Source organism: Xanthomonas sp. NCPPB 2586, from assembly GCF_041475775.2.
In the GTDB taxonomy this organism is placed as follows: Bacteria; Pseudomonadota; Gammaproteobacteria; order Xanthomonadales; family Xanthomonadaceae; genus Xanthomonas; species Xanthomonas campestris.
Genome location: NZ_CM192981.1, coordinates 1736965 through 1754997, shown reverse-complemented (window position 1 = coordinate 1754997; position 18033 = coordinate 1736965). Strand labels below are relative to the sequence as shown.

The 18033-nt window shown below is 68.3% G+C and carries 17 protein-coding genes and 1 pseudogene; 10 read left to right on the top strand and 8 right to left on the bottom strand.

Annotation, left to right across the window (positions count from 1 at the left end):
* Window positions 1–36: 36 nt before the first annotated feature.
* Window positions 37–1965, bottom strand: a complete 1929-nt coding sequence (locus tag ACCQ09_RS07405; protein ID WP_040940992.1) for a DEAD/DEAH box helicase — start codon at window positions 1963–1965, stop codon at window positions 37–39.
* A gap of 138 nt (window positions 1966–2103) precedes the next feature.
* On the opposite strand from ACCQ09_RS07405, the gene ACCQ09_RS07400 reads away from it, so the two are divergent.
* The 3 genes and pseudogenes from ACCQ09_RS07400 (at window position 2104) to ACCQ09_RS07390 (ending at window position 3515) form a co-directional block, all read left to right on the top strand.
* Complete coding sequence (locus ACCQ09_RS07400; protein WP_372386285.1) at window positions 2104–2778, top strand: RNA polymerase sigma factor; 675 nt, start codon at window positions 2104–2106, stop codon at window positions 2776–2778.
* A 179-nt stretch (window positions 2779–2957) separates the two neighbouring features.
* Window positions 2958–3200: an RNA-binding S4 domain-containing protein gene (locus tag ACCQ09_RS07395; protein WP_011037775.1), complete on the top strand. Its 243-nt coding sequence runs from the start codon at window positions 2958–2960 to the stop codon at window positions 3198–3200.
* Window positions 3148–3515: pseudogene (locus ACCQ09_RS07390) on the top strand (hypothetical protein). The gene ACCQ09_RS07395 and the pseudogene ACCQ09_RS07390 overlap by 53 nt, the downstream one beginning before the upstream one ends.
* 176 nt (window positions 3516–3691) lie before the next feature.
* Here ACCQ09_RS07390 and ubiM read toward each other — a convergent pair.
* The 5 genes from ubiM to ACCQ09_RS07365 all read right to left on the bottom strand — a co-directional run bounded on the left by ubiM (window position 3692) and on the right by ACCQ09_RS07365 (window position 7583).
* Window positions 3692–4870, bottom strand: a complete 1179-nt coding sequence (gene ubiM / locus ACCQ09_RS07385) for a 5-demethoxyubiquinol-8 5-hydroxylase UbiM (protein WP_040940991.1) — start codon at window positions 4868–4870, stop codon at window positions 3692–3694.
* A gap of 111 nt (window positions 4871–4981) precedes the next feature.
* Window positions 4982–5383: an MAPEG family protein gene (locus ACCQ09_RS07380; protein ID WP_011037778.1), complete on the bottom strand. Its 402-nt coding sequence runs from the start codon at window positions 5381–5383 to the stop codon at window positions 4982–4984.
* 25 nt (window positions 5384–5408) lie between these two features.
* Entirely contained in the window at window positions 5409–5954 is a 546-nt protein-coding gene (locus ACCQ09_RS07375; RefSeq protein WP_011037779.1) for a DUF4019 domain-containing protein, read from the bottom strand.
* Window positions 5955–6066: 112 nt separating this feature from the next.
* Window positions 6067–6312, bottom strand: a complete 246-nt coding sequence (locus tag ACCQ09_RS07370; RefSeq protein WP_014508334.1) for a hypothetical protein — start codon at window positions 6310–6312, stop codon at window positions 6067–6069.
* 65 nt (window positions 6313–6377) lie between these two features.
* Entirely contained in the window at window positions 6378–7583 is a 1206-nt protein-coding gene (locus tag ACCQ09_RS07365) for a COG3904 family protein (RefSeq protein ID WP_228428400.1), read from the bottom strand.
* A 151-nt stretch (window positions 7584–7734) separates the two neighbouring features.
* Between ACCQ09_RS07365 and ACCQ09_RS07360 the strand changes: the two genes are divergently transcribed.
* The 4 genes from ACCQ09_RS07360 to ACCQ09_RS07345 all read left to right on the top strand — a co-directional run bounded on the left by ACCQ09_RS07360 (window position 7735) and on the right by ACCQ09_RS07345 (window position 12873).
* Window positions 7735–9198 (top strand): AlkA N-terminal domain-containing protein, encoded by a 1464-nt coding sequence (locus tag ACCQ09_RS07360; protein WP_040942272.1) that lies wholly within the window; start codon window positions 7735–7737, stop codon window positions 9196–9198.
* A complete protein-coding gene (locus tag ACCQ09_RS07355) occupies window positions 9195–9737 on the top strand; it encodes a methylated-DNA--[protein]-cysteine S-methyltransferase (protein ID WP_040940989.1) in 543 nt (180 codons plus the stop codon). Before ACCQ09_RS07360 ends, ACCQ09_RS07355 begins: the two co-directional genes overlap by 4 nt.
* Window positions 9738–10189: 452 nt before the next feature.
* Window positions 10190–11464: an alkaline phosphatase family protein gene (locus ACCQ09_RS07350; RefSeq protein WP_040940988.1), complete on the top strand. Its 1275-nt coding sequence runs from the start codon at window positions 10190–10192 to the stop codon at window positions 11462–11464.
* Window positions 11465–11511: 47 nt separating this feature from the next.
* A complete protein-coding gene (locus tag ACCQ09_RS07345; RefSeq protein ID WP_040940987.1) occupies window positions 11512–12873 on the top strand; it encodes a chloride channel protein in 1362 nt (453 codons plus the stop codon).
* Window positions 12874–13048: 175 nt separating this feature from the next.
* On the opposite strand, the gene ACCQ09_RS07340 is transcribed toward ACCQ09_RS07345, so the two are convergent.
* Entirely contained in the window at window positions 13049–13231 is a 183-nt protein-coding gene (locus ACCQ09_RS07340) for a 30S ribosomal protein THX (RefSeq protein WP_011037786.1), read from the bottom strand.
* Between the two features lie 108 nt (window positions 13232–13339).
* Window positions 13340–13756, bottom strand: coding sequence for a MerC domain-containing protein (locus ACCQ09_RS07335; RefSeq protein WP_007964015.1), 417 nt, complete (start codon window positions 13754–13756; stop codon window positions 13340–13342).
* A 161-nt stretch (window positions 13757–13917) separates the two neighbouring features.
* Between ACCQ09_RS07335 and ACCQ09_RS07330 the strand changes: the two genes are divergently transcribed.
* The 3 genes from ACCQ09_RS07330 to ACCQ09_RS07320 all read left to right on the top strand — a co-directional run bounded on the left by ACCQ09_RS07330 (window position 13918) and on the right by ACCQ09_RS07320 (window position 17993).
* Window positions 13918–15984, top strand: a complete 2067-nt coding sequence (locus ACCQ09_RS07330; RefSeq protein WP_040940986.1) for a TonB-dependent receptor — start codon at window positions 13918–13920, stop codon at window positions 15982–15984.
* Window positions 15985–16344: 360 nt separating this feature from the next.
* Window positions 16345–16767, top strand: coding sequence for a MarR family winged helix-turn-helix transcriptional regulator (locus ACCQ09_RS07325; protein ID WP_040940985.1), 423 nt, complete (start codon window positions 16345–16347; stop codon window positions 16765–16767).
* Window positions 16764–17993 (top strand): MFS transporter, encoded by a 1230-nt coding sequence (locus tag ACCQ09_RS07320; RefSeq protein ID WP_040940984.1) that lies wholly within the window; start codon window positions 16764–16766, stop codon window positions 17991–17993. Before ACCQ09_RS07325 ends, ACCQ09_RS07320 begins: the two co-directional genes overlap by 4 nt.
* Window positions 17994–18033: the final 40 nt, after the last annotated feature.

Here is an 18033-nt window from a genome sequence, read left to right as displayed (position 1 = left end):
TTGGCGGACGCCGCGCACAGGCACGCTCAGGCGCGCTTACTCGCTGCGCGGGCCACGCGGCTTGGGCGGACCCTTGCGGTGCGGCGCGCCGGCGCGGTCCATCGGCCGGTTGGGCCGGCCCGCCGGCTTGGGGCCGCGCGGGAACTTGGGCTTGGCCGCCGCCGCAGCGGCCGCTTCGCCCTCTTCCAGCTTGCGCATGTTGAGCTGCTGGCCCGACACCCAGACCTTCTTCAGGTGCGTCAGCAGTTCGCGCGGCATGTCGGCCGGCAGATCCAGGATCGAGTAATCGTCCTGGATGTCGATGCGGCCGATGTAGCGGCTTTCCAGGCCGGCTTCGTTGGCGATGGCGCCGACGATGTTGGCCGGCTTCACGCCATGGGTGTGGCCCACTTCGATGCGGTAGCTCTCCATGCCGAACTCCGGCTCACCGCGCGGTGCGCTCGGCTCGCGGCGCGGACGCTCGGCGCCGGCGTCTTCACCATAGGCCGGGCGGTCCGGACGCGGCGGACGTGCACCACGCTCGCCGTCGGGCGCACGCGGGCCACGCTCGAACTTGGGCTCGAAGCGCGGGCGCTCGCCACGGTCGGCGCGGTCGTTGCGCTCACGCGGTGCGAAGTCTTCGCGCGCGCCACGCACCGGCGGAGTCAGCAGGAACGGGGCATCGCCCTGCAGCAGCTTGGCCATCGCCGCGGCGATGTCGATCGCCGGCACGTTGTTCTCGCTCTCATAGCGCTGCAGCAGATCGCGATACATCTCGATCTGACCGCCGGCCAGGGTCTCGGTGATGCGGGTCATGAAACGCGCCACGCGGGTGTCGTTGACCGCGTCCACGCTCGGCAGCTGCATCTCTTCGATCGGCTGACGGGTGGCGCGCTCGATCGCGCGCAGCATGCCCTTCTCGCGCGGGGTGACGAACAGGATCGCGTCGCCGTTGCGGCCGGCACGGCCGGTACGGCCGATGCGGTGCACGTAGCTTTCGGTGTCGTACGGAATGTCATAGTTCAGCACGTGGCTGACGCGTTCCACATCCAGGCCGCGCGCGGCCACGTCAGTGGCGACCAGGATGTCGAGCTTGCCGTCCTTGAGCTGGGCAATGGTCTTTTCACGGGCGGCCTGCTGCATGTCGCCATTGATGGCGGCCGCGGCCAGACCGCGCGCCTGCAGCTTCTGCGCCAGCTCTTCGGTGGCGGCCTTGGTGCGCGCGAAGATGATCATGCCGTCGAACGGCTCGACTTCCAGGATGCGGGTCAGCGCGTCCAGCTTGTGCAGGCCGCTCACCCACCAGTAGCGCTGGCGGATATTGGCCGAGGTGGTGGTCTTGGCCGCGATGGTGACTTCGGCCGGGTCCTTGAGATAGGTCTGCGCAATGCGGCGGATCGCCGGCGGCATGGTCGCGGAGAACAACGCCACCTGGCGCTTTTCCGGCAGCTTCTTCAGTACCGCTTCGACGTCATCGATGAAGCCCATGCGCAGCATTTCGTCGGCTTCGTCCAGCACCAGCGTCCTCAGCTGCGACAGGTCCAGGGTGCCGCGGTCCAGGTGATCGATCACCCGGCCCGGGGTGCCCACCACCACGTGCACGCCGCGCTTGAGCGCGCTGAGCTGCTGGGCATACGGCTGGCCGCCGTACACCGGCAGCACGCGGAAACCGGGGATGGCTTCGGCATATTTCTGGAAGGCTTCAGCCACCTGGATGGCCAGTTCGCGCGTCGGCGCCAGCACCAGCGCCTGCGGCTTGACCTGGTTCAGGTCGGCATTGGACAGCACCGGCAGCGCGAACGCGGCGGTCTTGCCGGTACCGGTCTGGGCCTGGCCAAGCACATCGCGACCGGCCAGCAGCGCCGGGATGGTGGCGGCCTGGATCGGCGAAGGGGTCTCGTAGCCGACGGCGGCAACCGCCTTCATCACAGCATCTGAGAGGCCGAGGTCTGCAAACAGCAGCGGCGCGGAAGATTCTTGGGTCATGGGTAACTCCGGAGGCGCCGCACGGAGCCGGCAGGCGCAAAGCAGCATAGTGTGCGCCCAGAAGGCCCCTGCTGTCGAAGGTTCGTGACAGTTTGTTCAGGTTGTGAGGATTTTCACCTCCCGGCGAATCATTCAGACATGCCCTCCTCGCCCACCCACGCCGCCGCTGCCATGCCCCAGCAAACAGACCTGCACGCCCGCTTCAATGCCCTATTGCAGCAGCACCGCGGCATCGTGCTCAAGGTTGCGGCGAGCTATTGCCGGGATACCGATGACCGCGCCGATCTGGTCCAGGACATCGCCACGCACCTGTGGCGGGCCTTCCCCAGCTACGACCCGCACCGCCGTTTTTCCACCTGGATGTACCGCATCGCGTTGAACGTGGCGGTCATTGGCGGCGTGCTGCTGCAGGCCTGGTGCATGGCATTGGCGATCTCCGCGATGGTGCAGCTGCAGCTGCTGACACAGTTCAATGTCGCAGGGCCGCTGCTGCGCACGCAACGCGCGCTCACCAGGTTGCGGCGCTGGCGCACGCGCGTAACGCCGTGGCTGGGCGTGGCGTTTTGGGTGCTGTGGTTCGCCGTGGCCGACGCGCTCTGGCGCGCCCTGACCGGCCAAACTCTGCCGACCGATTGGCTGGCGCTCAACCTGCTGGTCGGCGTGGCCGGCGGCATCGGCACCTGGCTCGGCTTTCGGCGGCTACAACGCGCACAACATCCCTGGCTGGAACGCATCGACCGCGCGCACGCCGGTACCGGCGTCATTCGCGCCGAACGCATGCTGGAAGAGATCGCACGCTTCCAGCGCGACTAGGGTGCGCCGGGCGACCTGCACGACTCACTGTGCAGCGCACACGCGCCGTGACCTGCAGCCGTTAGTTGATCAAGCGACCTCGCGCACAGAACGCCTCGGCGGTAGTTCCACGTCATCGCGGTGGTGTTGCCAGCCGCTCCAGGCGGATAATCGCCCCCCTCCCTGTCACCGAGCACACCATGCAATTTCTGGAATTCGACCTGGACGGCGAGTACATCGAGCTCAACCAGCTGCTCAAGCTGGCCGGCATCGCCGACAGCGGTGGCCAGGGCAAGGCGATCGTCGCCAGTGGCGCGGTCAGCGTCGATGGTGTGCAGGAGCTGCGCAAGACCGCCAAGATCCGGCCGGGCCAACTGGTGCAGTTGGACGATGTGGAGATCCGGGTGCTGGCGATGGATCCAGAGGCGGACCCGGCGGAATGACGGCGGGCAGGTGAGCTGGCGCACCATCGCGCACTCGGCCGACGACCCGTAGCGCGATGTCTGCAGTGTTTCGATTGCGGCCGATTCGGCCACACCGTTCTGGTTCGAACAGTTGCTTCTTGGTGGTCACGCCGAACGTGACGGGGGCAGCATGAGTGCATTGCATGCGCTGGAAGGCTGACGCGGCATTGACGTGCGGACGTGACCAAGGCCGGTTGCGCCTGGGTGACTCCACTGCTGGAAGCGGTGCTGCGCAGTGGCGATGCGCGCACTGCGATCAATGCGATCCTTGCACGTGTGAACGCACCCGCCTGACTGCAGCGCGGCTGATGCAAGCCGCCCTGATCGCAGTCTGCGCGATTGCCGCGCGGGCATTGCCGACTCAGCGGATGCCGTCCTGCAACACCACGCATCGGACGCCGTTGCAAGGCGACGCAAAATGCTGACAGCGCAACGCTGCACGCGTTGCTTGCCGCTGCCACTTCACCGCCTCAAACGCTCCGCTGGGTCAGATGCGCTGCGATCGCCTGCTTGAACGGCGCCACCGCATTGGCCGCACGCAAGGCGCCACGTCGCAGCAAGCGGGCCGGCGTACGATCGTCGGTGTACAGCGCGGCCAGTGCATTGGTTGCTTCATATAGCGGGCGCGTCGCCAGACGATGCGCCCGCGCATATCCCTGCACGACCGCTGCGGCGCCGATATCGCCACCGCGCGCGGCCGCGGCCAGCACGCGCTCGGCCAGACGCGCCTGGCTTTGCAACCCGAAGTTGAAGCCGTGCGCGGTGACCGGGTGCATGCCCACCGCCGCATCGCCGATCAACGCCGCACGCTCACCGGAAAACTGCTGTGCATAGGTTGCGATCAACGGATACGCGTGGCGACTACCGTCCTGCTGCATCGGGCCGAGCCGGTGTTCGAAGGCGTCCGTCACCGCCGCGCCGAATGCGCGCGCGTCCATCGCCAGCAAGGCCTCGACCTGGCGTGGCGGCAAGGTCAGCACGGCGCCAGCGCGGTTGCCCTGCAGCGGCAGCAAGGCCAGCGTCTTGCCATAGCCAAACCACTCCCAGGCGGCATGGTGGTGCGGCACTGCATGGCGCATGCGGCACACCAGCATGGTCTTGCCGAAATCGCGCAGCTGCGCGCCGATGCCAAGCAACCGCCGCGTGCTGGAAAACCGGCTGTCGGCTGCAACCAGCAGCCGCGCCGACAGCCGCGCCCCATCGGCGAGCTCTACGCACACACGCGTGGGCATGTGCTGTAGCCCGCGCACGCTAGTGCCGCAGCGGATCTCCAGCCCCGGCTGCGCCTGCACGGCCTGCCAGGCGGCGCGGCGGATCAGATGATTGGGCACCAGCCAGCCCAGCTCGCCTGCCTGCCGCGCGGCGGATGCGAAAGTCAACGCAAACGGCGAATGGCCATCCATCACTCGCGCATCGCGCAGTGGCGAGATCGCATCGGGCGGCACGTGCTGCCAGAGGCCACCTGTTTCCAGCAAGGCGCGCGATGCATGCGTCAGCGCGATCTCGCGTCCATCGAAGGCCGGATCGGCAAGGTGTTCGCGCGATTGCTGGTCGATCACCGTGACCGATAACCCGCTGCCGGCCAGCGTCCGTGCAAACGCCAGGCCAACCGGCCCGGCACCGATCACCGCGATATCCACCGTTTGCATGCTGCGCTCCGCGTACTGCGAGATGCACAGTCTACGAGCGGCCGTATCGCGCTGGCTTGATCAGGATCAACCCGCGCACCGTGCCGCAGGACGCGGCACGGCGATCACGCCTTACCAGCCCAGCAGCGCGCGCACCAGCTTGACGATGCCCCAGAACGACACCACCCAGATCGCGCTGCGCAAGTACGGAATGCCCAGCGCATACACCGGCACGTAGGCGACCCGTGCCCACAGATACAGCTGCACGCCCAGCGCGGTTTCGGCATTGGTGCGGCCGGCCACGGTGACCGCCAGCACTGCCGCGGCGAAGATCGCGAACGTCTCCAGAAAATTGCGGAACGCACGGTCCAGCCGTGCGGCCACGCCGGTCAGCGGCTTGGTCTCGCCATCGCGGGCGCTGGCGTTCCACTTGGTGCCGCGCTGGGCGGTCATGCTGGTCGATGCCGCCAGCAGCTGCACCAGGCCGAGCACCATGGCCCAGCCCAGCATCTGCAGTTCGATGCTTAGTTGCATGCGTTGCTCCGCTCAAAGGCCACGATCACTTGGCCGACGCCCGCAGGCTGTAGCCGGCCAGGCGCCAGGTCTTGTCTTCGTCCAGGCGGAACGACACCAGCTCGCGTACCGGCTGCGGCGCCTTGGCAAACCGGGTCGGGAAACTGACGTTGATGTATAGACCTTCTGGCACCTGGGCCCCCGGGCCGTACTTCACCCGCGTCACCGCGCCCTGCCCGCGCCCGACCACCGGCCCGAGCTGCGTGCGCTGGCTGCCGATCTGGCCGACGAACTGCTCGCGCGTCACCGCCTTCTTGGCCACGCTGGAGGCACCGTCCCACAACGGCCCGACCTGGGTGCCGTCCACCATCTGCGCCACCCGCAGCGCGGCCTGGGTCATTTCGGTGTTCTGCTTGGTCAGCTGCGCCTGCTGTGCGGCGTTGGGCGCGGTCGCAGCGGGTGCCGCGGCCGGGCGTGCAGTGGGCGCGATGGCAGAGGGCGCTGCGGCCGGGCGTGCAGTCGGGGCCGGCTGTTGTGCGAAGACCACGGAAGGCGCCACGGCCAGCGCGGCGAGCAGACAGGAACGAAGCATGTGCAAGGACCTTGTACGGAACGTCGGGGAATGAGGGCGCCGTCACAGCGCGTGCGGCGGGAGCAGTCTAGGCCGGCACACGCACAAGGCAAGCGCCGGCGGGGTGTTGCCGTCAGACGTCGCCGGGGGGCACCGCGGCCACCGTGCGTGGGCGCCACAGCCGCCAGCTGATCCATAACGCGCGGGCCACCGCGGCAATGATCGCCACCAGGCTCAACCACACCGCCAGCGTGGCCGGCCACTGCACGCGGTTGGCGGCGGCGATGACGCGCAACAGCTCTGCAATACCGAAGCCAGCCAACACCAGCAGCCCGGAGGGCAGGTAGGCCAGCGCAATTCCTTTGGATTTCCCCAGCATGTTGCCCCCCGGCTCCGATCACATGCCGCGACGATAGGCAGCCGGCAGTGCGGTACGCGTGAAGCTCAGCCTTCGGCCTGACCGGCGGGCGGTGCCTGCCGAGGATCGGAGGCCGCCTCCTGTGCGGATGTGGCCTCCGGCGCGGCATCGCGCGCGCTGGCGGGCGCTGCGTTGGCAGGTGACGGTGACGCGTCCGCCGGCGGCGTGGCGGCGGGCAGCGCGGCCGCGTCGGTTTCGGCCAGCGGGCTTTCTTCGGGGCAGGCGGCATCGGGGAAGCCGAAGCGCTGCTTCAGCGCCAGGCCGCAGGCGTTGACCGCATCCAGTTCGGCGCCCTCGCCCTTGCACTTCTGATCGAAGGCAACCAGGAACGCATCCTTGCGCCGCACGAAGGCGTCGCCGCACTTGCGCATCTGCCGGATCCGCTCCAGGTCGTCCTGCACCGCGTTGGTGCCGTCCAGGCCGTACTCGCGCAATTCGTCCATGGTGAGCAGGCGCAGGCTGCGATTGGGCACGGTCATCATCAGATCGGCCACCGCCACCGCCACGCCGTTGCGCTCCAGGTAGTCCTTGACGTTGCCATAGACCTCGCGCAATTCGCGATTGAGTTCGGCGCGCGAGGTGGCCTTGGAGCTGATTCGCATCATCCGGTGAATGCCCACCTTGCCCGCCACCAGGCGGTTGTCGCCGGCCGCCAGCACGAACACGCAGGCGCTGTGGCAGATGGAGCCTTCGCGCACCCAGATGGTCCAGTTGGATTCGCCGATCACATCGCCGGCGCGGATCGCCGCCTCCACCTGCCCACCGCTGGAATCCAGATCCAGGATGCGGTGCGGCAGGCGTAGTTGCTCGGCCACCGTGGCCAGGCGCCACACCATGTCCGCAAAGCCGGCATTGATCTTGCCCACGTAGCGCACCCGCAGCAGGCCGGTCTCACGGCAGGACGCCAGGGCCGCTTCCATGCTGGCGCGGTCCAGCGCCGGCAGCACCGTACCATCGCCGGCCTCGCGGCTGTAATCGGTGGCGCAGCTGATCCAGGCCTGCCCCAGCTCCAGCGCAGCAGGCGGCCAGCCGGCCTCGCCGGGTTGCGCGCGCGGCCGCGGTGGCGGCGCCACCGGCTCGGGCGTATCCACCGACACCATGTGGTCGCCGTCGGCCGCCTGCGCGCCACTGCTCTGCTGCCCCACATCGGCATCGGCGGAGGTCGCGCTGTTGCGATCACAGGCGACCAGCGCAAGCGCGCACAGCAGGGACAGGCAAAGCGATTTGAGCATCGGCGAGCAGGCAACGCGTGGCGGAAAGTCAGGCCAAGTCTATGGCTGAATGCGGCGAGCAGTTGAACCCTGCCATGAACACGGCGGCCCCTTCGCAACCATGTCCGAAAACGGCCAGCCGCATGCACAGGCAGCGCATAGACTGGCACCCATGCACACCGCCATGCCCGACCGGACCCACTGCGACCGCGCGCGACTGGCGCGCGATGCGCGCTTTGATGGGCTGTTTTTCACCGCGGTGCGCAGTACCGGCATCTACTGCCGGCCGGTGTGCCCGGCGCCGCCGCCCAAGCCGGCCAATATCAGCTACTACCCCACCGCTGCGGCGGCCACCGCGGCCGGTTATCGCCCGTGCCTGCGCTGCCGGCCGGAGCTGTCACCGCAGGCGCAGCAGCACCTGGGCGAAGAGAGCGTGCAACGGGCACTGGCGATGCTGGCCGAGGGCGTGCTGCAGGAGCAGCCGGTGCAGGCCCTGGCCGATGCGGTGGGCGTGAGCGCGCGGCAACTGCAGCGCCAGTTCGTGCAGCAACTCGGTGCCACCCCGCTGCAGGTGCATGGCACGCGCCGGCTGCTGCTGGCCAAGCAACTGCTCACCGAAACCGCCCTGCCGGTCACCGAAGTGGCACTGGCCGCCGGCTTCAATAGCCTGCGGCGTTTCAATGCGGCATTCCTGCAAGGCTGCGGCATGCCGCCGTCGGCGCTGCGCAAGCAACGCAGCGACGTGCCCGGCGGCGACCTGTGTCTGCGGCTGGGCTATCGCCCGCCATTGGATTTGTCGGCGATGCTCGCGTTCCTGCAGCGCCGCGCCATTCCCGGCATCGAGCAAGTGGATGCCGATGGATACCGGCGCGTGATCGGCGCGCCTGGCCAGGCCACGTTGATCCATGTCAGCGCTGCACCAACGCGCGACGAACTACTGCTGCGGATCGGCGCCACCGACCCGCGCCAGATTCCGCAGATCGTGCGCCGCGTGCGCCGGCTGTTCGATCTGGATGCAGACCTGCACGCTGTGCATGCCACGCTCGCGCAGGACCCGCTGCTGGAACAGGCCATCACCCGCCGCCCGGGCTTGCGGGTGCCCGGTGGCTGGGACGGATTCGAAGTCGCGGTGCGCGCCGTGTTGGGGCAGCAGATCAGCGTAGCCGGCGCGGCCACCCTGGCGGCGCGGTTGGTGGACCGGCATGGCGGCCATCTCCCCGACATGCCACCCGGGCTGGATCGCAGTTTCCCCACGCCGGTCGCACTGGCCGACGCGCCGCTGGAACACCTCGGCCTGCCGCGCGCACGTGCCGCCACATTGCGTGCGCTTGCCCTGGCCTGCGCCGATGGCCGCCTGCATTTCGGTGCAGGGCAACGCCTGAGCGACTTCGTCGCCACATGCACCGCCCTGCCCGGCATCGGCCCATGGACCGCGCACTACATCGCGATGCGCGCCCTGTCGCATCCCGATGCGTTTCCGGCGGGAGATCTGATCCTGCAACAGGTGCTCGGTGCCCCCGAGCGCCTGAGCGAACGTGCCACCGAAGCGCGCTCGCAGGCATGGCGGCCCTGGCGCGCCTACGCCGTGCTGCACCTGTGGCATCTTGCCGTCGACCGAAAGGACACCCGCTCATGAGCATGCTGCACTACGACACCTTCCCCTCGCCGATTGGTGCGCTGACCGTGGCGGCCGACACCACCGGCGTGCGCCACATCCTGTTCGCGCAGAACCGCCACGATGCCCCCGGGCGCGCACTCTGGCAGCACGGCCCCGATGCCGCGCCGGTGCGCGCAGCGCGCGAGCAACTGCTGGATTATCTGCACGGCGGGCGGCGCAGCTTCGACCTGCCACTGGCCCCGGCCGGCACGCCATTCCAGTTGCAGGTCTGGCACACGCTGGCCCGCATTCCGTTCGGTGAAACCTGGAGTTACGCGCAGTTGGCGCAGGCAGTGGGCCGGCCGGCTGCCAGCCGTGCGGTGGGCGCCGCCAACGGCCGCAATCCGCTGCCGATCGTGCTGCCCTGCCACCGCGTCATCGGTGCCAGTGGCGCACTGACCGGATTCGGTGGCGGGCTGCCGACCAAACAGGCCTTGCTGCAGCTGGAAGGCTGGTCGCCGCAGGCGTCGGCGCGCCGCGTTGCAGCCGTGGTCGGCGAGGATCTGTTCGCCCGCTGAGCTGGGCGAACGCTGCTGCCGTGTACGCCACACGGTGCGCATGCAGGTGCCCGCGATCTGCGCTCGCGCATTGCCACACGCGAGCGCAACGTAGATCGCCTCATCAGGCCTTGGCAGGCGCCGCGGAGCACCGCCGCCAATGCCGTCGCGCGCACTGCGCTGGTGACCGGCCGCATGGACAATGCCAACAGGTAAGTGGCCTGCAGGAGCCTGAAACCCTGCGTGCCGAAGCCAGCGGCGCTGGCAACGATGGTCCGTTGCAGTGCTGGCAACGATTCGGCGGCCGCACGCCGCGCGCGCCGTTTTATCCGCAATTTTTTGGGCACAGCGCAAGCTCACGGATCACGCTTGCGCGGCTACCGCCCGAGTCGGCCACCAAGCGCGCAGCATCTTCGACAACGCCAGCGCACCGATGACTTCGACACGTCACCGCGGCCACGTAAACTGACGCGATGATCGACCGACGTCTTCTGCTCGCCGCCGCCGTTGCAGCGCTCACCGCCTGCACCGCTCCACGCCCCGCACCGCCGGCCACTGCCGCGCAAGCCGCCACAGCGGCCGCGCCGCACACGCTGCTACTGATCTCCATCGATGGCCTGCGCGCGGACATGCTCGACCGCGGCATCACCCCCGCCCTGTCGGAACTCGCACGCGACGGCGTGCGGGCGCAGTGGATGACGCCCTCGTATCCCTCGCTCACCTTCCCCAACCATTACACGCTGGTCACCGGCCTGCGCCCGGATCACCACGGCATCGTGCACAACAGCATGCGCGACCCGGCCCTGGGCGGCTTCTGGCTGAGCAAGCAGGACGCGGTGAGCGATGCACGTTGGTGGGGCGGCGAGCCGCTGTGGGTGGGCGTGGAAAACGCTGGCCTGCATGCGGCCACTTGGTCGTGGCCGGGCAGCGAGGCGGCGATCCAGGGCGTGCGCCCCACGCAGTGGCGGCATTACGAAGAAGGCGTCAGCCTGGAAGCGCGCGTGGACACCGTGCGCGGCTGGCTCGCGCCCTCGGGCACACAGCACAACACGCTGGTGACGCTGTATTTCGAACATGTGGACGAAGCCGGCCACGATCACGGGCCGGAGTCGCAGGAATACGCCAACAGCGTGCGCGCCGTGGATGCGGCGATCGGCCGCTTGCTGGCCGGCATGCAGCGCGACGGCACCCGCGCGCGCACCAACATCATCGTGGTCTCCGACCATGGCATGGCCGAGGTGCCACCCGGGCACGCGCTCAGCGTGGAAGCCATGGCGCCGCCCACGCTCGCCACGGCCACCACCGACGGCCAGGTGATCGGTTTCGAGCCGCTGCCTGGTCAAACGGCACGCGCGGAAGCGCAGTTGCTCGGTGCGCACGCGCAGTACGACTGCTGGCGCAAGGGCGAATTGCCGGCGCGCTGGCACTACGGCAGCCATCCGCGCATCGCCCCGATCGTGTGCCAGATGCACGAAGGCTGGGACGCGCTGTTCCCGGCCAAGCTGGCCAAGCGCCCGCGGGAGGGCATGCGCGGCTCGCACGGGTTCGACCCGGCGCTGCCGTCGATGCGTGCGGTATTCCTGGCGCAGGGCCCGGACATCGCGCACGGCAAGCAGCTGCCAGGCTTCGACAATGTCGACGTCTACCCGCTGATGACCCGCCTGCTCGGCATTCCGGCCGCGCCCAATGACGGCAACCCGCAGCGCCTGCTGCCAGCGCTGCGTACGCCACCGCCCGGCACGCCCTGAGCCATCGCGGCGGCCCGCGCGCGCCGCTGCGGTGCGACAATAGGGCGATGTCTGCTCCCGATCCTTCCCCCCGGCGGCTGCGGCCGCTGTTGTCCAGCGAAGGCTGGCGTCGTCGTGTCGCCCTGTGGGGCGGCGCCATTGCGGTCGCGCTGGTGGCCATCGTGTTCGCCAAAGCCAGCGACGCGGCTTTCCACCTGTTCCAGCGCATCACTGCCCACTCCATCTGGTGGGCGCTGCTGCTCACCCCGGGCATCTTCGCGCTGCTGGCCTGGCTCACCTCCGGTGCGTTGCGGCCCACCCGCGGCAGCGGCATCCCGCAGGTCATCGCCGCGCTGGAACACCCGGACCCGGCCTTTCGCGAAACCAATCTCTCGCTGCGCGTGTCGGTGGGCAAACTGGCACTCACCACCTTGTCGCTGCTGGGTGGTGCGTCGGTGGGCCGCGAAGGCCCCACGGTGCATGTGGGCGCCAGCCTGATGCATGTGTTCGGGCGCTGGTTCGGCTTCCGCGAGCCACGTGAGCTGTCGCACTTCCTGCTGGCCGGCGGTGCCGCCGGCATCGCTGCTGCGTTCAACACGCCGCTGGCCGGGGTGGTGTTTGCGATCGAGGAATTGAGCGGGCGCTTCGAGCACCGTTTCTCCGGCACCTTGCTCACCGCGGTGATCGTGGGCGGCGTGGTGTCGCTGGGCCTGCTCGGCAACTACACCTATTTCGGCAAGGTGGCCGTGGCCTTGCCGCTGGGCAAGGCGTGGCTGGCGATCCTGTTATGCGGCAGCGTGGCCGGGCTGCTCGGTGGCCTGTTCGCACGCATGGTGCTGGCCAGTGTGTCCGGCCGGCCGCGCTGGCTGGCGGCACTGCGGCAACGGCACCCGGTGCTGCTGGCCGCGCTGTGCGGGGTCGCGCTGGTGGGACTGGCGCTGGTGTTCGGGCAAGGTGCGTTCGGCACCGGCTACGAGCAGGCGCGCAGTCTGGTGCAAGGGCACGCGATGGTCGGCCATGAGTTCGGGCTGATGAAGCTGGTGGCCAATCTGGTGTCGTACGTGGCCGGCATTCCGGGCGGGTTGTTCTCGCCGGCGTTGGCGGTGGGCGCCGGGCTGGGGCACAACCTGTCGGTGTTGATGCCCAGCGTGGACCCGCGCACCTTCGTGCTGCTGGGCATGTGCGCGTATCTCACCGGTGTGACCCAGGCCCCGCTGACCTCGGCGGTGATCTCGCTGGAACTCACCGATACCAGCCAGATGCTGCTGCCGATCCTGGCCACGGTGCTGCTAGCACGCGCGGTCTCCGGGCTGGTCTGCAAGACGCCGATCTATCGCGGCCTGGCCGAACAGTTGCTGGTGCCGGCTGCAACGCCCGCGCCGCCGTCCACGCCTACGCCCCCAACACCGCCGCCGCCAAGCGCGCACTGATTGCTGACGGTGCGCCGCAGCCTGGCAGGCTGCGGCGCATTCGACCCACGGGCACTGCCGCAGAAGACGACAGTTACCCATCGGTGGCAGACGCTCTGTTGCTGCGCGCCCCCGAACAACAGGCATAAAAAACGCGGCGCAAGCGCCGCGTTTCTGGTTGCGAAGCGGGCTGGGATCAGCCGGCCTTGGCAACGCTCTTCTTGGCCACGGCCTTCTTGGCCGGCGCCTTGACTACGCCCTTCTTGGCAACCGGGGCAGCTGCACCCACGACAACCTTGCTCACCGCGTGCGAACGCGAATTGCCGTAGCTGGAATTGTAGCGCTTGCCCTTGGCGGTCTTGCGGTCACCCTTACCCATTTCGTCGACTCCTGAATGTGAATACAAATCCCCGCGCTGGCACGGGGTCTGGCGAGGTTTACGCCGGCGGCGCCCTCGCGCAAGGCCGGCAAGCCTATCACGTCGCTCTCAGTGCGCGCAGCTTGCGTCGTGGACGTGGCCATGACCGTGGTTCAGACGCAGGTTGACCAGGTGCGCAATTCCCACCAGCGCGCCGCCCAGGGTCATCACCACCGCATGCGGCACCACCGAGTGGTGCAACGGGTCGTACAGCAGGCCCAGCCACAACAATCCCAGGCCCGGCAGCAGCAACGCCAGGGCGTGCAGCGCCTTGTGGCGGCGGTATCCCAGCACCAGGCTGAACAGCCCGAGCAGGCTCACGAACACCACGATGGCCAGCTCCACCCCGTCGCCGAGCCAGAACGACAGACCCAGCGACGGCGCCAGGGCCAGCACCAGCGGCAGCACTGCGCAGTGCACCGCACACAGCAATGAGCCGGTGGCACCGAAGCGATCGAGCAGATGGCGAAGCGTTGGCAGGGGCATGACTTTCAGCAGGGGCTCGCGGCGACGTGGAATAATATAACATCTTCCTCGTTCCAGCCCCGCACCAGTCCATCACGCAGGTGCGGTGTGTGCCGTCGGCGCAGCAGGCAAGCTGCGCCATTCCATTGATACAAAGTAACAACCATAGAGTCCGGTCAGCCATGTCCCCCAGCCTTTCTTCCCCGCTCCGCCGCTCCGCCCTCACGCTGGCCCTGGCCAGTGTGCTGATGCCCGCCCTGGCCATGGCCGACGACACCCCGGTGCCTGCCGACCCCCAGACCCCGCCCAGTTCCGATACCCGGCATGACGCGACGCCGTCTAGCGGCCGCCATATCAAGGACCTGGACAAGGTGGTGGTCACCGCCAGCCCGCTGCGCGATGCGGCCGGCGAGCTGAGCCGCCCGGTCGAGGTGCTGGCCGGCGAGCGTCTGGACGAAGTGCGCGCCTCCAGCCTGGGCGAGACGGTGGCCAGCCTGCCCGGCGTGCAGAGCTCCAACTTCGGCCCCGGCGTGGGCCGGCCGATCATCCGCGGCCTGGACGGCCCGCGCGTGGCGGTGCTGCGCGACGGCCTCTCCACGCAGGACGTCTCCACCGTCAGCCAGGACCACTCGCCGGCGATCGAGCCGTTCCTGGCCAACCAGATCGAAGTGCTCAAGGGGCCCTCCACCCTGCTGTACGGCTCCGGCGCGATCGGCGGCGTGGTCAACGTGGTCGACGGCCGCATTGCCGAGACGCCGGTGGACGGCTTCAGCGGGCGCGCCGAAGTGCGCTTCGACGGCGGCGACAAGGACGGCAACACCGACATGTTCCGCGTCGATGCCGGTAACGGCAGCGGGCTGTCGATCCATGCCGACGGCGTGTACCGCAACCAGAACGACTACGACACCCCGCAAGGGCGCCAGGCCAATTCGTTCCTGGACTCCAAGGTGGGCTCGATCGGTGCGTCGCTGGCGGGCGACTGGGGCTTTGTCGGCCTGTCTGCCTCGCGGTTCCGCGACAACTACGGCAATCCGGGCGAGCCGGGCGATCTGTCGATCGGCGAGCGCGGCGTTTCGCTGAAACTGCAGCAGGACCGCTACGACCTCAAGGGCGGGCTGACCGATCCGTGGGGCGATGGCAGCGCGCTGCGTTACAGCTTCGGCCATACCGACTACGCGCACACCGAATTCGAAGGCGCCGAAGTCGGCACCGTGTTCACCAAGCGCGCCAACGAAGGCCGTGTGGAAGCGTCCTTCACCTTCGGCGGCGGCTGGCAGACTGCGTTCGGCCTGCAGGGCAGCGACACCACCTTCCAGGCGGTGGGCGAAGAATCCTTCGTGCCCAAGACCGATACCCGTTCGCTCGGCCTGTTCGGCGTGGCCCGCAACAGCTGGGACCGCGTGACCGCCGAAGTGGGCGCGCGCGTGGACAAGGTGAAGTACAGCACCGACATCGGCGTGGACCGCGACTTCACCCCGACCAGCTTCTCGGCCAGCGCCGGCTTCCGCTTCAACGAGCAGTGGCGCCTCACCGCCAACCTCGACCACGCCGAACGCGCGCCGGCCGAGGAAGAACTGTTTGCCAACGGGCCGCATATCGCCACGCTGGCCTTCGAAATCGGCGACGCCAATCTCAAGACCGAAAAGGCCAACCAGGCCGAGCTGGGGCTTAATTTCCAGAACGACTGGGTGGATGCCAAGATCGCGGCGTACTACAACCGCTACAACGATTTCGTCTATATCGTCGATACCGGCGGCCAGTGGTTCAACGAAGAAGACAACGACTTCCTGCCGATCCGCCAGTGGACGCAGGCTGACGCCATCTTCCACGGTTTCGAAGGCGAAGCCACCTTCCACCTGGCCAACAACGACACCGGCGCATGGGACTTGCGCGTGTTCGGCGACACCGTGCAGGCGCGCCTGAAGGATGGCGGCAACCTGCCGCGCATCGCACCGGGCCGCGTGGGCGCGGAAATGCGCTGGAACGCCGATGCATGGCGCGCGTCGCTAGGCGCGATCCGCACCATGAAGCAGGACAAGGTGGCGGTGAACGAAACCGCTACCGACGGCTACACCATGGTGGACGCGCATCTGGCCTACCACGTGGATCGCGGCGCCAACGCGTGGGAAGTGTTTCTGGATGGAAACAACCTCACCAACCAGGATGCGCGCGTGCATACCTCCTTCCTCAAGGACGACGTGATGTTGCCCGGCCGCAACGCCTCCTTCGGCGTGCGCCTGTTCTTCTGACGGCGCTCTCTCTCCCGCCGTCACAAGCGAGGCCGCCTTCGGGCGGCCGCTTCTTTTTTGAAGAGTGCATTCGCGTTGCGCCATTCCAATTGGTAGTGGTGGTGCATCGGTCGAGCGCGCTACGTCGCTTGCCAGACTGCGGGCGCAGAGACCGATACACCGCTCCGCCGATATTTTGCAGAACAGTGCTCTGCAGCAGCATGACATTCCTGGGCAGATGCTGCGATTGATCGCCGCATGATGCAGGCAGCGGCTCACCCGCCGCCGGAGTCAGGTGGCGCGTAACCGATCCCCTCAGGCAGGCCAGTTGCGACTAGGTGCATATGCACCCAGAATGCGGCAACCTCGTGGAGACACCGCATGCTCAGCCTCTCCCACTGCACCTGCTTCCATCTGCGCCGCGCGGCGCGCCGGGTCTCGCAGTTGTATGACCACGCGTTGGCGCCGGTCGGGCTAAGCCTCAATGAGTACTCGATCCTGCGCCGGCTGGAGGTGGCCCAGTCGCTGGGTACATTGGCCAGCACGCTGGGCATGGACCGCACCACCCTCACCCGCAACCTCAAACCGCTGCTGGCAGCCGGCTGGATCACAACCCAGCGCGGCGAGGATGCCCGGCAAAAATGGGTGCGTCTGAGTCGCAGCGGCCGCGGGTTGCTGGTGCGCGCACGCCCGCATTGGCACGCGGCGCAGGTGCAGCTGGAGACGCTGTTCGGCGCAGCCCCCACTGCCCAGCTGCATGCAACGCTGACGCGTCTGGATGCCGTGCTGGAGACACACGCATGAGCACGTCTGCGGCGCCACGCGCGCGTGCGCACTGGGGTTTGCTGGTCACCGCCTCGGCGATGTTGATGCTGACCATGGGCGCGCGCCAGACCACCGGATTGTTCGTGGAGCCGATCCATCGCCAGACCGGCATCGGGATCGCGTCGATCAGTTTTGCGCTGGCGATCGGGCAACTGGTCTGGGGCGCGGTGCAACCGGTGTTCGGTGCGATCGCCGATCAGCGCGGGCCGCTCCCGGTGCTGATGTTCGGCGGCGTGCTGCTGGCAGCGGGATTGGGCCTGGCGCCGTGGTGGACCAGCGAATGGGGCTTGATCGTGTCGCTCGGCGTGCTGGCGGCGGCCGGTGCCGGCGCGGGCAGTTTTTCGGTCCTGATCGGCGCCACCGCGCACCGCATCGCGCCGGAACGGCGCTCGTTCGCGGCCGGCCTGATCAACGCGGGCGGCTCGCTTGGCCAGTTCGTGTTCGCACCGCTGGTCCAGCTCACGATCGGCGCGGCCGGCTGGGCGAAGGCGATGACCGGGCTGGCACTGGTGTCGCTGCTGACCCTGCCGCTGGCCTGGCCGCTGCGGCGCGTGCCATCTGCAACCGGTGCGCACACGGGCGCAGTTGCGGGGGAGATCAGCTTGCGTGCGCAGTTGCAGCTGGCGCTGCGCGATCGCAGTTATTGGTGCTTGCATCTGGGCTTTTTCACCTGCGGCGTGCACATCGCCTTCCTGGTCACGCACCTCCCTGGCGAGGTGGCGCTGTGTGGTTTGCCGGCCAGCGTGTCGGCGGTGTCGATCGCGTTGATCGGCCTGTTCAACGTGGCCGGCAGCCTCACGATCGGCAAGCTGGGCGAGCGCGTCCGCATGAAGTGGTTGCTCACCGCGATGTATGCCAGCCGCGCGGTGATGATCGGCCTGTACCTGATTGCGCCGCCTACACCACTAACGTTCTATCTGTTCGCCGCGGGATTGGGATTTACCTGGCTGGCCACGGTGCCGCCCACGGCCGGCTTGATCGGCAAGCTGTTTGGCCCGCGCTATCTGGGCACCTTGTTCGGACTGATGCTGCTGTCGCACCAGCTCGGCGGCTTCTTCGGCGCGTGGCTGGGCGGCCTGGCGCTGGAACACTCCGGCAACTACCTGTGGATGTGGTACGGCGACATCGTGCTGGCCGTTGCAGCGGCGTTGGTGAACCTGCCGATTCGTGAAGCAGTGCCCGTGCGCCACGTTGCGGTGGCGTAAGGCGGGCGGTGGCAGTGGCAAAGCGGTGGCTGGCGCCGTC